General features: G+C 65.1%; 11 protein-coding genes. 6 read left to right on the top strand and 5 right to left on the bottom strand.

The window, feature by feature from the left end; all coding sequences use genetic code 11:
• Positions 1–130: 130 nt before the first annotated feature.
• Positions 131–865 (bottom strand): SIMPL domain-containing protein, encoded by a 735-nt coding sequence (locus HMPREF3036_RS03320; RefSeq protein ID WP_062331516.1) that lies wholly within the window; start codon positions 863–865, stop codon positions 131–133.
• Between the two features lie 460 nt (positions 866–1,325).
• On the opposite strand from HMPREF3036_RS03320, the gene HMPREF3036_RS03315 reads away from it, so the two are divergent.
• From HMPREF3036_RS03315 to rlmD, 6 genes are all read left to right on the top strand, one after another.
• On the top strand, positions 1,326–2,666 hold the full coding sequence (locus tag HMPREF3036_RS03315; RefSeq protein ID WP_005433151.1) for a sodium-dependent transporter: 1,341 nt from the start codon (positions 1,326–1,328) through the stop codon (positions 2,664–2,666).
• Between the two features lie 94 nt (positions 2,667–2,760).
• Entirely contained in the window at positions 2,761–4,098 is a 1,338-nt protein-coding gene (locus HMPREF3036_RS03310) for a sodium-dependent transporter (RefSeq protein WP_062331513.1), read from the top strand.
• Positions 4,099–4,188: 90 nt separating this feature from the next.
• Entirely contained in the window at positions 4,189–5,526 is a 1,338-nt protein-coding gene (locus HMPREF3036_RS03305) for a sodium-dependent transporter (RefSeq protein WP_005433155.1), read from the top strand.
• A complete protein-coding gene (locus HMPREF3036_RS03300; protein WP_005433157.1) occupies positions 5,526–5,882 on the top strand; it encodes a hypothetical protein in 357 nt (118 codons plus the stop codon). The genes HMPREF3036_RS03305 and HMPREF3036_RS03300 overlap by 1 nt, the downstream gene beginning before the upstream one ends.
• A gap of 71 nt (positions 5,883–5,953) precedes the next feature.
• Positions 5,954–6,742 carry a 4Fe-4S binding protein gene (locus HMPREF3036_RS03295; protein ID WP_062331510.1) on the top strand — a complete coding sequence of 263 codons (789 nt, stop codon included), beginning with the start codon at positions 5,954–5,956 and terminating at the stop codon, positions 6,740–6,742.
• 17 nt (positions 6,743–6,759) lie between these two features.
• Entirely contained in the window at positions 6,760–8,157 is a 1,398-nt protein-coding gene (gene rlmD / locus HMPREF3036_RS03290; protein WP_062331507.1) for a 23S rRNA (uracil(1939)-C(5))-methyltransferase RlmD, read from the top strand.
• Here the strand turns inward: rlmD and HMPREF3036_RS03285 are convergent.
• From HMPREF3036_RS03285 to HMPREF3036_RS03270, 4 genes are all read right to left on the bottom strand, one after another.
• A complete protein-coding gene (locus HMPREF3036_RS03285) occupies positions 8,145–10,280 on the bottom strand; it encodes an ATP-dependent DNA helicase (protein WP_062331504.1) in 2,136 nt (711 codons plus the stop codon). The genes rlmD and HMPREF3036_RS03285 overlap by 13 nt on opposite strands.
• Before the next feature lie 14 nt (positions 10,281–10,294).
• Positions 10,295–11,230 carry a hypothetical protein gene (locus HMPREF3036_RS03280; RefSeq protein ID WP_062331502.1) on the bottom strand — a complete coding sequence of 312 codons (936 nt, stop codon included), beginning with the start codon at positions 11,228–11,230 and terminating at the stop codon, positions 10,295–10,297.
• A 229-nt stretch (positions 11,231–11,459) separates the two neighbouring features.
• Positions 11,460–12,107 (bottom strand): nitroreductase family protein, encoded by a 648-nt coding sequence (locus HMPREF3036_RS03275; RefSeq protein WP_062331499.1) that lies wholly within the window; start codon positions 12,105–12,107, stop codon positions 11,460–11,462.
• A 204-nt stretch (positions 12,108–12,311) separates the two neighbouring features.
• Positions 12,312–13,853 carry a TerC family protein gene (locus tag HMPREF3036_RS03270; RefSeq protein WP_062331496.1) on the bottom strand — a complete coding sequence of 514 codons (1,542 nt, stop codon included), beginning with the start codon at positions 13,851–13,853 and terminating at the stop codon, positions 12,312–12,314.
• Between the last annotated feature and the right edge of the window lie 216 nt (positions 13,854–14,069).

Here is a 14,069-nt window from a genome sequence, read left to right as displayed (position 1 = left end):
AGAGCTTGTGGAAAGTGCGCCCATTTTAATGAAAAAAGCCGCCTTGTGCGCGGATTTCGGCTGAACGACGGCGCCGGCCGCCCCTTCGGGCGTCCGGCACGGAGATTCAGGGGCTTGAGACGAACCCGGCTCAGCGGGGCAACCGGGCCTCGACCGTCACGGTGAGCGATACCTCGGTCGTGCCTGCGCTCACTGCAGGCGCAACGTTTGCCGAGGCGCGCTCGGCCTTCATCATGGGGGCCGCGTAGTAGCGAGGGCCGCCCGCGCTGTGCGACCCGATGCGCACCGAGGCGACGCTCACGTCGGAGGACTTGCGGCCGATCGACTCAGCAACGATTCCCGCCTGCCGGAGCGCATCGGCTACGGCGGCCTTGAGGAGCTCGTCTCGCTGGGCGCGCTCGGCCTTGTCGGAGACGCGGAAGGTGATGCCCTCGTAGTTCATGTGGCCGACGACGGCGGCGAGCACGTCCGAGACGACGCTCACGTCACGCACCGTAACGCGCAGGGTCTCGCGGGCCTCCCAGGCTCCGATCTCGGAAACCTCGCCTTCCTTGGCACGGGTATAGACGGGATTGGTCGAGAGCCCCGTCGTCCCGACGTCGATCTTGTCGCTGAAGCGCTTGAGCGCCTCGATCGCCGCGTTGCCGCGCTTGGCCGCATCGTTCGAGGCCGAGACCGCATCGGGCCTGCGGCTTTCGGCCGAAAAGAGAATGACGGCCTCGTCGTTGGCGACGGTCATGCTCGCCTCGCCCTGCATCGAGATCTGGACGGGCGCCGTCATCGGATTCTGCCCTTCGGCGAGGACGGGAGCGGCTGATGCGACGCAGACGGCGGCTGCGCTGAGGGCAAGAACGGTCTTCTTCATTCGAGGTTCTCCTTGTTGAGTCACGGCAGCGAATGCCGTTTCTTTCATTATGAGTTCCAGCGATACCCTTTCGCAGGCACGTTTGCAACGATTTATTGAGGAGCATCCCCGGTTTTTCCGCCTGCGGACCTGAAGGGCGCGCCCGCGCCCTGCGTTTTTCGAGCCTGCGCCGCTCCGAAAACGCCGCTTTCTCTGCCCGCCGTTTGATCCCATCGGCGACACCTTAGCCTTTTTCCCTAGTTGCAAACCCGTCCGACCTGTTACGATTCTTACAGTCAGGCAAAGTCCTCACGCGCGTCGTCCGCCCAAAAAAGCAGCAGAAGCCTCATGAGCAAACTGCAACCGGGACACCGCTTCCGAAGGACCTGTCGCATAAAAGAGTCAATCAGGCGGCATCAAGACCGCCTCTGCCTTCCGCGCGCCTCCCGATGGGGCGGACTGCGGATCAAGGAGTGTACTTATGTCCGGAGAACAGCGAAAGACCTGGACGAGCCGAATCGGCTTCGTGCTCGCCAGCGCCGGTGCTGCCGTGGGTCTGGGGGCCATCTGGAAGTTCCCCTACATGGCGGGCACGAACGGCGGCAGCGCCTTTCTCTTCCCCTACATCCTCATGACCTTCACCGTGGGCGCCGCCCTGCTGATCGCCGAAGTGGCGCTCGGCCGTGCGGGCCGCGGCGGCATCGTGACGGCCTACCGCAACCTCGCGGGCCGCGCCTGGGTGCCCGCAGGCTATCTCGGCGTTCTCACGGGCTTCCTCGTCCTGTGCTTCTATTCGGCCATCGGAGGGTGGACGCTCGCCTACTTCGCCGAAGCGGCCACGGGCTCGGGCCTCATCACCGACCAGGCCGAGCTCGGCAAGCACTTCGGCAGCTTCGTCTCCGATCCCGTCCAGGCACTCGGCTTCCAGTGGCTCTTCCTGCTGCTCAACGGCCTCATCGTGGCGCTCGACGTCACGAAGGGCATCGAGCGCATCTCCAAGTTCCTGATGCCGCTCCTCTTCGTGATGATGCTCGTGCTCATCGTGCGCGGCCTGATGCTCCCCGGCGCCATAGGCGGCCTTGAGTTCCTCTTCAAGTTCGATCCCGACGCCTTCACCTGGAGCGCCCTGCTGCAGGCCATGGGCTTCACTTTCTTCTCGCTGTGCGTGGGTTGCGGGTGCATGCTCACCTACGGCTCGTACCTTGATCAGAACTCGAACCTCGTCAACGGCTGCCTCTGGATCACGTTCCTTGCGGTCATCGCCTCCATTCTCGGCGGCCTGATGATCATGCCGAGCGTCTTCGCCTTCGGACTCGACCCGTCCGCAGGTCCCGGCCTCACCTTCATCACGATGCCCGCCGTCTTCGCGCAGCTTCCGTTCGGTCAGGTCTTCGCCGTGATCTTCTACCTGTGCATCGCGGTGGCGGCCATCACGTCGTCCGTCTCGATGATCGAGATCGTCGTCGCCTTCCTCGTCGACGAGCACAAGATGAAGCGTGCGGGCGCGGCCATGCTCTCCACGCTCGCGCTCGCCGTCGTCGGCGCCCTGCCCTGCCTCTCGTTCGGCAAGCTCTCCGACGTCACCTTCTTCGGCGGCAAGACGATCTTCGACCTCTTCGACTTCTTCACGAGCAACATCTCCCTGCCCGTGGGCGGCCTGATCATCCTGTGGCTCGCAGGCGTCAGATGCTGGCCGCAGATCCGCGAGAACATCACGCGAAACACCTCTCTCTCCGAGGGCGCCGTGAAGTTCCTCCGCCTCATGATGATCGGCTTCTCTCCGGTCCTCGTGCTTGTGGTGCTCGTCTCGGGCCTTGTCTGACGGCCCGCGGCGACACCGCACCCAAACACAACCCGCGGCGGTCCGGCTCCAGAAAGCCGAACCGCCTTGACCATTAGAAATACAAGCAAAAAAAATGACAGAACGTTCAGTATGGGGGTCCCGCCTGGGGTTTATTCTCGCGAGCGCAGGCTCCGCCGTCGGTCTCGGTGCCATTTGGAAGTTTCCCTACATGGCTGGCACGAACGGCGGCTCCATCTTCATGCTCCCCTACATCTTCTTCACCGTAACGATCGGCCTCACGCTTCTCATCGGCGAGATGTGCATGGGCCGCTCGGTACGCGCAGGCGCCGCAGGCGCCTTCCGAAGGCTCGGCGGCCCCTTCACGGGCATCATCGGATACATCTCCGTGCTCACGGGCTTCCTCGTGCTCGCCTTCTACTCCGTGGTGGGCGGCTGGTGCGTCTACTACATGATTCAGGCCTTCATGGGCAACGGCATCATCAACGATCCGTCCATGATGCGCGGCGCCTTCGAGTCCTTCGCCTCCTCCGACGTCGCCCCCGTGCTCTCGCACCTCACCTTCCTCGGCGCCACCGCCTTCGTCGTCTACTTCGGCGTTGAAAAGGGCATCGAGCGCGTCTCCAAGGTCCTGATGCCGCTCCTCTTCTTCATGATGCTCATCCTCATCGTGCGCGGCCTCATGCTCCCCGGCGCCATGAAGGGAGTCGAATTCCTCTTCAAGCCCGACCTCTCCGCCTTCACGGGCGAGTCGCTGCTCAACGCGATGGGCTTCGCCTTCTTCTCGCTCTCCGTGGGCTCGGGCTCCCAGATGAACTACGGCAGCTACCTCAGCGACCGCGTTCACCTTCCGTCGTCCGTCTCCTGGATCGTCTTCCTCGCGATTCTCTCGGCCATTCTCGGCGGTCTGATGATCATGCCCGCCGTCTTCGCCTTCGGCCTCTCGCCCGACGCTGGCCCCGGCCTCACCTTCGCGACGATGCCCGCCGTCTTCGCGCAGCTCCCGTTCGGCCACTTCTTCGCGATCACCTTCTACGTGTGCCTCTTCGTTGCGGCCCTCACGTCCTCGATCTCGATTCTGGAGATGTCCGTGCAGTTCCTCCACGACGAGTTCAACATCAGCCGCCCCGCCGGCGTCACGATCACGGGCTCGATCCTCGCCGTTCTCGGCACGCTCTGCGCGCTCAGCTTCGGCACGCTCTCGCACGTGACGATCTTCGGCAAGAGCTTCTTCGACTTCTTCGACTACCTCACGTCCAACATCGGCATGCCGATCGGCGTGATCGGCATCGCCATCGTCACGGCCTGGCTCGCCTGGCCCACGACCGTGAACCAGCTCTCGCTCGTCAAGCCCGTCTCCGGCTTCTTCCTCAAGAGCTACCGCGTGATGGCCGGCATCTTCGCACCGATCCTCATCCTCGTCGTGATGCTCAAGGGCCTCGGCGTCTTCTGAGTCCATTTGACCTCATTCCAATAAATTCCCCGCCGTCAGGCCACCCGATGCGAACGGCGGGCAAAAAGCACAAGATCGGAGTCCAACCCAATGTCTGAAAACCAAACCACCACAAGCTGGGGCTCCCGCCTCGGCTTCATTCTTGCAAGCGCAGGCTCGGCCGTCGGCCTCGGCGCCATCTGGAAGTTCCCGTACATGGCGGGCACGAACGGCGGCTCCGTCTTCATGCTGCCCTACATCTTCTTCACCTTCACCGTCGGCATCTCGCTGCTCGTGGCCGAATTCGCCATGGGCCGCGCCGGACGCGAGGGCCCGATGGCCTCGCTCACCAAGGTCTGCGGCAGGGGCTGGGGCTTCTTCGGCGGCGTCGGCGTCTTCACGGTCTTCCTGATCCTCTCGTTTTACTCGGGCGTGGGCGGCTGGTGCATCAAGTACATGGTCGACGCCGTCATCGGCCGCGGCCTCATCAGCGATCCCGAACTCCTCGGCACGCACTTCGGCGCCTTCGTCTCCGACGGTTCGATGAGCTTCCTCTACATGATGATCTTCCTCGGCATCACGTCCGTCGTCGTGCTCCGCGGCATTCAGGGCGGCATCGAACGCGTCGCCAAGGTGCTCATGCCCGCGCTCTTCATCCTGATGCTCATCATCATCGTGCGCGGCCTCACGCTGCCTGGCGGCCTCGCCGGCCTCGAGTACCTCTTCGCGCCCCGCTGGGAGGACTTCAACGCCTCCGCGCTCTTCAACGCGATGGGCTTCTGCTTCTTCTCGCTCTCGCTCGGCGCCGGCACGATGATCACCTACGGCTCCTACCTGAGTCCCAAGGCCGACCTTCCGGGCGCAGTGGGATGGGTCGCCGTCCTCGCCATCATGTCCTCGATTCTCGGCGGTCTAATGGTGCTCCCCGCCGTCTTCGCCTTCGGTCTTGACCCGAGCGCCGGCCCCGGCCTCACCTTCGTGACGATGCCCGCCGTCTTCTCGAAGATGCCGCTCGGCCAGCTCTTCGCCGTCATGTTCTACGTCTGTCTCGTCGTTGCGGCCCTCACCTCGTCCGTCTCGATGCTCGAAGCCTGTACGGCGCTCCTCACCCGCCAGTTCAACATGCGCCGCACGCCGGCCATCCTGCTCACCGTCGCGAGCTGCACGGTCGTGGGCCTTGCCTCCACACTCTCTTTCGGCGTCTGGAGCGACGTCAAATTCTTCAACAGGACGATCTTCGACATCCTCGACTACGTCACGTCCAACGTCGGCATGCCGCTCTCAACCTTCGGCATCGCCATCGCTGCCGCCTGGGTGGCATGGCCCACGATGAAGCGCGAGCTCACGGCCGCCCGCCCCGTCTCCGAGTCAGGCCTCTGGTTCATCCGCATCATGATCGGCGTCGTCAGCCCGCTCTTCGTGCTTGTCGTCGCCGGCGGCAGCCTCTGATGACCGAGGATTCCGCACGCCGTCTCGTGTACGCGGTGCTCGCACAGGAGTACCGCGCACACAGGTCGCTCTGGATCGGCACCCTGTGCCTCGCGCTCGGCGCCGCCATGATTTCGGGCCTCGTCGTCGACGGGGCCTCCTCACTTCGAAACGCCGCGAGCATCGTCATCGTCCTCGGCGCCCTCTATCTCATGGTCCTCCTCGTACTCCGGCAGGAGCTTTCAGCCCGCTCGGCAGGTCTGCCGCCCGACGAGGCCATCGCCTTCCGCAAAGGTCTCACCTCGGGACTTCTCCGTGCGTGCGCACCCGCCGTCTTGGCTATCATTGTGTGCAGTACGGCGCTTCTCGTCCTCTGATCCTTCGCACCACGGGACGGACGCCGGCTCTCGCCCCCTGTGCGGGAGCCTCACGCAGAGGAATCAGAACCATGTCCCCCAACCGCATCATCGTCGCCCGTTTCTCCCCGACGGGCCGCACCCGCCGCCTTATGAGCATGATCGCCCAGGGCCTTGCAGGCACCGCCCTTCCCGTCGAGGAGCTCGACCTCACCGACCGCTGGGAACGCGAGGAGGCCCGCACCTTCGGCAAAGGCGATCTCGTCTTTCTGGGCGTACCCGTCTACTTCGGCCGCGTGCCCCTTCCGATGCAGTCCCTCGCCAAGTGGACGGGCAACGGTGCGGCTGCAGTGCCCGTCGCCGCCTACGGCTGCCGCGCGCATGAGGACACGCTCCGCGAGCTCGCAGCCGTGCTTCGCGCCGCGGGCTTCGTCGTGCCCGCAGGCGCGGCCTTCCCCGTCGAGCACAGCCAGTTCCCCGAGTTCGGTGCAGGCCGTCCCAACGAAGCCGACCGCTTCTCAGCGGGCGACTTCGCACGCAGGGTGTTCGAGGCGCTCAGGGACGGCACGGCGAGGTTCGCCCCCGAATTTCCGGGCGAAGGGGAGCTCCGTCCCTATCCGAAGACCGGCTTCGTGCCCATGCCCGACCCTGTCTGCCGCATGTGCGGCCGCTGTGCCGAGGTCTGCCCGATGGACATCATCGATCCCTTCAGCATGCGCGTGAAGGATCCCTCGCAGTGCATCGGCTGCCGCGCCTGCATCGACGCCTGCCCCGACAGCCACCGCAACTTCCCCGAGCCCGTCCGAGCCGCCATGGCCCAGGTGCGCGAGCGCATCCGCCCCGCCTGCGAGGCTCCGAAGTTCCCCGAATTCTTCTTCTGACAACGCATTCTCCTCCGATGACGACCAGGCATCTCACCATCACCGACATCGCCTCGACGGGCGCAGGCATCGCCTACGAGGACGGACTCCGCGTCTTCGTGCCGGGGGCGCTCCCCGGCGACGAGGTCACCGCGGAGGTCGATCCGCCCGCACGCGGCACGCGATCGAGCGTCGCCCAGTACGTGAAGATCACCCGGAAGAGCCCCTGGTGGGCCGCCTCCCCGTGTCCCGCCCATGTGGCCAGGCCCGCCTGCGGCGGCTGCGCGCTCGGCAGCCTCACTCCAGAGGGCCAGGCCGTCGTCAAGCGCGGACTGCTCGAAAGGGCGCTCGCCGAATCGGGCGTCGAAGCCCCCGAGCCCCTGCCCCTCGTCGAGGCGCCGCACGACGCCGAGGCGTTCACGCAGGGCTTTCGCAACAAGGCCGTGCTCTATCCGGGCGTCGATCCCGAGGGACGCTGGTACTTCGCGATGTATGCTCAGGGCTCGCACTTTCCCGTGCCCGAATCCTGCTTCTGCCCGCAGACGCCCGAGTGGATGGCCAAGGCCGCCGAAACCGCGGCCCGCATGCTCTCGCTCTCGGACCTCTCTCCCTGGAACGAATCGCACCGCGAGGGCGACGTGCGCACGATCGTCATGAGGGACGGCGTGGATTCAGAGAAGCCGCAGCGCCTCTTCACGCTCTGCGTGCACGGCGAGACGCCCGAAGTCAGGATCTTTGTCGGGAAGCTTGCGAAGAAGCTCATGGAGGAAGGCATCACGAGCGTCTTCCTCAACCTGCACCCGACGCCCGGCAATGCGGTGCTCGGACGCCACAGCCTGCACGTTGCGGGCACGGACGGCATCGAAACGACGATCGGGGGGCTGCGCTTTGCGGTGCGTCCCGAAACCTTCCTGCAGGTCAATCCGGGACAGACGGAGAGGCTCTACGCCATGGCGCTTGAGTGGGTTGCGCCCGAAAAGGACGAGGTCCTGCTCGACCTCTACTGCGGCGTGGGCACGATGACGCTCCTTGCCGCCCGCACCTGCGCGAAGGCCGTGGGCGTCGACATCGTCGCCGCCTCGATCGAGCGCGCCAAACTCAACGCCAAGCGAAACGGCATCGAAAACGCCGTCTTCCACGCGGGTGCGGTCGAGGACGAGCTGCCCCGTCTCATCGCCTCGGGCATCAGGCCCGCCGCGGCCATTCTCGACCCCGCCTTCAAGGGGCTCGAGGAGACGGTGCCCGCCATGCTGACGGCCCTGCCGCTCACGCGATTCGTCTACGTCTCCTGCAACCCGAAGACCTTCGCGCGCGATGCGGCAAAGTTCATCGAGCTCGGCTGGCGCATCGAGAGGCTCGCGCCCGTGGACCTCTTCCCGGGCGCACTCCACGTCGAGACGGTTGCGAAGTTCGTCCGCGACGCTCAGCCTCGGTAAAGACCTTCTCTGAAGCGCTCGGGATTGAGGAAGAACTCTAGCGCCTTCTCCTCCCTGCGCGTGCAGTAGAAGTCGGGCAGGCTGTCGCGCACGACCTTGCCGTAGCCCTTGTTGAGGATGCGAGGGTCGCAGATGACGAGCATGCCCCTGTCGCCTTCCGAGCGGATGAGGCGTCCCGCACCCTGCTTGAGCGTGATGACCGCCTCGGGCAGCGTGATCTCGTCGAAGGGACGCCTGCCCGAAGCCTCGACGGCGCAACTTCGCGCCATCATCACGGGATCGTTGGGCGGCGCGAAGGGAATCTTGTCGATCACGACGAGCGAAAGCGCCTCACCCTTGACGTCGACCCCCTCCCAGAAACTCATCGAGCCCACAAGCACGGCGTTGCCGTGCGCCCTGAACTCTTCGATGAGGCGCATTTTGGGACCGTCGCCCTGAACGAAGAGCGGATAGGGATTCCCGTTGGCCTCGAGCCTCGCCTGAAGCTCGTCCGCCGCGGCCCTCACGGCCGCGAGCGACGTGCAGAGAACGAACGTGCGTCCGCCCGCCGCGTTGATGAGCGGCCAGACCTTTTCAATGACGTTGTGCGTGTGCACCGCCGTGTTGTTCGCGGGCGGCGGCATCTGCGGCAGATAGAAGCACCCCTGTTCCCAGTAGTTGAAGGGGCTCTCCCACGTGCGCTCGACGCATTCGCCGATGCCGAGCCTCTGCTTGAAGAGGTCGAACCTGCCCGCGCTCGAAAGCGTGGCCGACGTGAAGACCCAGGCGCCGCCCTCGCGCTCTCGCATCTCGCGAAATTCCTCCGCAAAGGAAAGCGGCGTCAGGTTGAAGCGGATGCCGTGCTGGCTCACCTCGAGCCAGCGCACCTCTGCGTCCGCTCCGGAAGCCGCACCCGCTTCGGGCCCTGCTTCTCCCCCAACCTCGGCATCTCCGGCGGCTTCACCCTCGGAAGCCTCATCGGCCGCACCGTTGCGGCACTTCACGAAGATGGCCGTCCAAGCCTCCATCTGTTCCATGAGCTCGGCATGACGCTCGGCGAGCGTGTCGAGCTCATTGTCGCGGCCCTCATTGGCCCTCATCGCCTCGCCCATGGCCGCAAAGGCCGCGCGCAGGCGCTCGAAGCCAGGATAAAGCTCGCCGAAACCCTCGATCTCGTCGACATCGAGCCTCTCGCCCTCGGCAAGACCGATGCGCTGGGCGTCGAGCCTGAACTCGCGCCCCGCCTTGAGCACGCGGTCGTAGAGGATCTCCCACTCGGCGCCGTCGTTGCACTTCGTGCGGCCGAGCCTGCGGGCCTCCATCGAGACGTTCTCGACGTCATAGGTCGAGAAGCTCGTGCCGAAGAAGCTCGAGGCGATGCCGGGCAGCTGGTGCGCCTCGTCGATCACCGTGAGTGCCGCCTGCGGCAGCATGCCGTCGATCGCATCGGACTCGCGCTTGAGGGCCATCGAGCTCAGATAGAGATGGTGGTTCACCACGACGACCTGACTCTGCATGGCGTCCTCGCGGGCCTTCTTGACGAAGCAGTCGTCGTAGTTCGGACAGCGGTCCTTGCCGAGGCAGTTTTCGCGCGTGCTCGTCACGAGGGGCCAGAGGCGGTCGTCCTCGGGCACGTCGGGGAGTTCCGCTCGGTCGCCCGTGCGGCTGACCGCCGCAAAGCGCTGGATCTTCCTGAGCTTCAGATAGGAGTCCTGCTCGGGGAGCCTGCCTTCGGAGGCCGTGAGTTCGAGGCGGAAGTGGCAGACGTAGTTGGCGCGTCCCTTGAGAAGCGCGACCTTGACGGGCACGCCGAGCGCATCGCGCAGGGCGGGAAGGTCCTTGGCGCAGAGCTGGTCCTGAAGCGACTTGCCTGCCGTCGAGATGACGCAGGTCGCGCCTGCAAGAAGCGCGGGCGTCAGATAGGCGAAGGTCTTGCCCGTGCCCGTCCCCGCCTCGGCGACGAGAATGGTCTTCTCCTCGACCGCGCGGGCCGCCTCGACGGCGAACTCGCGCTGCCCCTCGCGCACGCAGAAGCCCTTGACGGCCTTCGTGAGCGGGCCCTTTTCATCAAAGGCGAGTGCAACTCGCTCGACAAGCGGCGTCGAGGCGTCCCAGAGACGCGGATTTATTTCAGCAGCAACCATCTCTTTCCTTCGACTCAGAAATACTTCTTGAGGCCGGAGTCCTTGTTCTCCCTGGACTCCTCATAGCGCTTCTGTGCGGCGCGACGCTCCTCGAGCGTCTTGTTGAAGTTCGCCTGCCGCGCCTCGCGGCTCGCCTTGCGTTCGGCGGCGGTGGCCTCGGCCTCCTCAAGGCGCTTCTTCGCCTCGGCCTGCTTGGCATTGAAGGCCGCAATGTTGGCGTCCTCCTGAGCCATGCGCTCGGCCGCCTCGGCCCTGCCCGCCTCAACGTCAGCCGCCGTACGGCCGAGATGTCCTTCAATGGGACTTGACGGAGCCTTCACGCGGCTCTTCACCCTGATGGGATCGTGGCGCTCCTCCGCCTTTCTGGCGGCCCTCGCCTGCTTTTCCTCGTAGGCACGGACGTTCGCCTCCTCAAGGGCCCTGCGCTCCTCGGCGCGGCTCTGCTTGGTCTTCACCTCCTCGGCGCGCGACTCGCTGCGGCTTTCGGGAGACTCGGTGGAGCCGCCGAGCTTCATGGGCTGCTTCACGTTCTGCTTCTGGCTTTCCTGACGGGCCCTGCGCTGCTCGACGCGGTCGAGGCGGATCATCTCGTCGGCCTTGAGGCGTACGCTACGGATCTCCTTCTCACGCTCGTGATGCAGGTCCCTCGCGTCCTTGATGCAGGCGTTAACGAGGAAGCGCGTGTGGCACCAGTCCTTCATGACGTCGAGCGCACCGTCGATCTCCTTCTGCCTGGCCGAACCCGCCTCATTGGCGGCCTTTGCATCCTCAACCGTCTTCAGGGCGGCCTCGGGCGACCAGCGCTCGTAGTAGGAGCGGTCGGCGAGCACCTTCTGCGCCGCCTCCATGCGGACCTCGAGCTCGGACTTGTCGGCGGCCGAAGCGGCGGCAGGCGCCAGCACGGCGGACGCCATCAGAGCGGAAAGAAGAAAAGTGCACGGCTTGTTCATCGGGAGAAGCCCTCGTGAAGTCTTGATTGCTGATTGAATCGGACGGCCCTTGCAGGGCGGGGCCCGCAGCCGTCCGGAAGTGGTGACAGTCTACCAAATGCAGGCGCGCAGACAGGCCCTGCGCCCGCATTCCCGCCCAAGACGGCTCGGCCCGCATTTTCCGGGAGAAAGTGCGGGCCGAAAGACCGGATCGGGTCGGGCGCGGGCGCGCCCAGCGGACTCCCGTGCGTCAGAAGACGGTCACGACCTCGTCCATGGGCAGGCGGGACTTCGGACGGGCGGCGTTGCTGTCGTCGGGCAGGCGGTAGCCGAGGCTCACGGCACAGACGGTGCGCAGGCCCTTTTCTGCGAGTCCGAGGCATTCGTCCATCTTCGCCATGTCGAGGCCCTCGAGGCAGGTCGAGTCGATGCCGCGCTCGGCGGCGGCCCAGAGCAGGAAGCCCATGGCGATGTAGGCCTGACGCGTCTCCCAGGAAAGCAGCTCCTCCTGCGTGACCTGATGCAGGCCCACGAAGTGGCGGCGTCCCGCATCGGCGGCACCCGAAGCCGCATCCTCGGTCGTCACGCGGCCGTCGGCGAGCTCCTGGGCGACGAGGCGGCGGAAGCGCTCCTCGGTGAACTCCACGGGCACCGCGAAGACGACAAGATGGCTCGCATCGGCCACGCGCGGGCGGTTGAAGTCGAGCACGGCCGGCATCACGCGGGCCTTGCCTTCGTCCGTGCCCGTCACGAAGAAGTGCCAGGGCTGGGAGTTGACGGAGGACGGCGACAGGCGGAGAACCTCCATGAGGTCCGCGATGTCGCGGTCGCTGATCCTGCGGGCCGGATCGTAGTGTTTGGTCGTGTAGCGCGTGCGCACAAGCTCGACGATGTCCATGATGTTTACCTCTTTTGAAAAGTGCCGCAGGGAGGGGCTCCCGACGGCCTGTTTTCCATTCTATGACGAAAGTCGCCTCGCGCAGAGTCCCTGCAAGAAGCGGTTGCAATCGGCCGGAAGGATCAGTCCGAAAGGATGAGGCGGATGTGCAAAACGCGGCCCGTTCTGAACGGAGCCGCGTTTTTCGCGTGGTGTCGGGCGCCCTTACGCCTCGGCGGGCACGGGGCTGCGGGTAATCCTCACTCGCTCGATGCGGTGGCGCGAGACGTCGGTCACCTCGAAGACGAGGCCCGCATCCTCAAGCCTGTCACCCTTGGCGGGGAGACGGCCCATCCTGTCGAGGAGAAGGCCCGCGAGCGTCACGTACTCGCCGTCGACGCTCATCAGGCCGTCGACGCCGCAGGTCTGCTCGACGAGGAAGAGCTCGACGCTGCCCTCGGCGCTCCAGCCGCCTTCAACCGCCTCGATCGAGAGCCTGTCGCCCTCGTCGGGGAAGTCGCCCGCAATGGCCTCGAGGATGTCGTGGGAGGTGGTGAGGCCCTGGATCACGCCGAACTCGTCGGTGACGAGCACGAGCGAGGCCTGAGAGCTCTTGATGTCCTGCATGAGCCGGATGACGTTGATCGTCTCGGGCACGGTGAGCGGCTGGCGCTCGGAAGCGCAGCGCACGAGCGCCTCGGGCGAGGGCTCCATGCCGATGAGGTCCTTGGCCTTGACGACGCCGATCACGTTCTCGAGCGTGCCGTCGCAGACGGGGAAGCTGCTGTGCGGCATGTCCTGCACGCGCTTCATGTTCTCCTCGAAGCTGCGGCGGGAGTTGAGCCAGGCAATCTCGCTTCTCGGCGTCATGATGGTCTTGATGTTGCGGTCGGCGAGCGTGAGCACGCCCTCGACCATCTGGCGCTCCTCGCGCCCGAAGCTCTCGTGAACGACGCGGTCCTCGGTCGCCTCTTCATCATCCCTGCGCGGTTGGCGAGACATCAGGCGCACGATGGCGTCCGTCGTGCGCTCGCGGAACGGCACGCGGTCGAGGTTTCTCGAGGCATTGCGCGCGGCAAGCTGGTTGAAGAACTCGATGAGGATCGAGAAGGCGATCGCGGCGTAGAGGTAGCCCTTCGGGATGTGGAAGCCGAGGCCCTCGGCGATGAGGCTGCAGCCGATCATCAGCAGGAACGAGAGGCAGAGCACCACCACCGTCGGATGACGGTTGACGAAGTCCGTGAGCGGACGGCTCGCGGCAATCATCACGATCATGGCGATCACGACGGCACTCATCATCACGTAGAGGTTGTCGACCATGCCGACGGCGGTGATGATGGAGTCGAGCGAGAAGACCGCGTCAAGAAGCAGGATCTGGGCGATGACGACCCAGAAGCCGGCCCTGCCGCTGCCGTGCTTTTCCGAGTGCGGCAGCGCCTCGAGGCGCTCGTGCAGCTCGGTCGTGGCCTTGAAGAGCAGGAAGAGGCCGCCGCCCAGAAGGATCAGGTCCCTGAACGAGAACGCGTGTCCCCAGACCGAGAAGACGGGGTCGGTGAGGGCCACGAGCCACGACATGATGGAGAGAAGGCCCAGACGCATCGCGAGCGCAAGTCCGAGGCCCACGTAGAGGGCCTTGTCCTGCTGTGAGGCGGGAAGCTTTTTCGCGATGATGGCAATGAAGACGAGATTGTCGATCCCGAGGACGATTTCAAGAACGACAAGCGTGAGAAGACCAACCCAGATGGTCGGATCAAGAAGGAATTCCATGTGCAGTTGAGAGTTTAAGCACCCGACCCGCGGATGCCCGGAGCGCGACCGAAGGCTTTCCTGATAGAGAAGCGCACAATGACGGACGCATCCGAAAAATTACCCAATTGCGGCGTAAAGCTCCGTCAGGGCGGAGATATAAGCCGCGTGTTTTTCGATGAACGCTAGTATCATATAGTATATGATTATTCGCCAAGGCTTTTCGTTCAAACTGAA

Source organism: Sutterella sp. KLE1602 (assembly GCF_001578585.1).
In the GTDB taxonomy this organism is placed as follows: Bacteria; Pseudomonadota; Gammaproteobacteria; order Burkholderiales; family Burkholderiaceae_F; genus Sutterella; species Sutterella wadsworthensis_A.
This window is presented reverse-complemented; position numbering and strand designations above follow the sequence as displayed.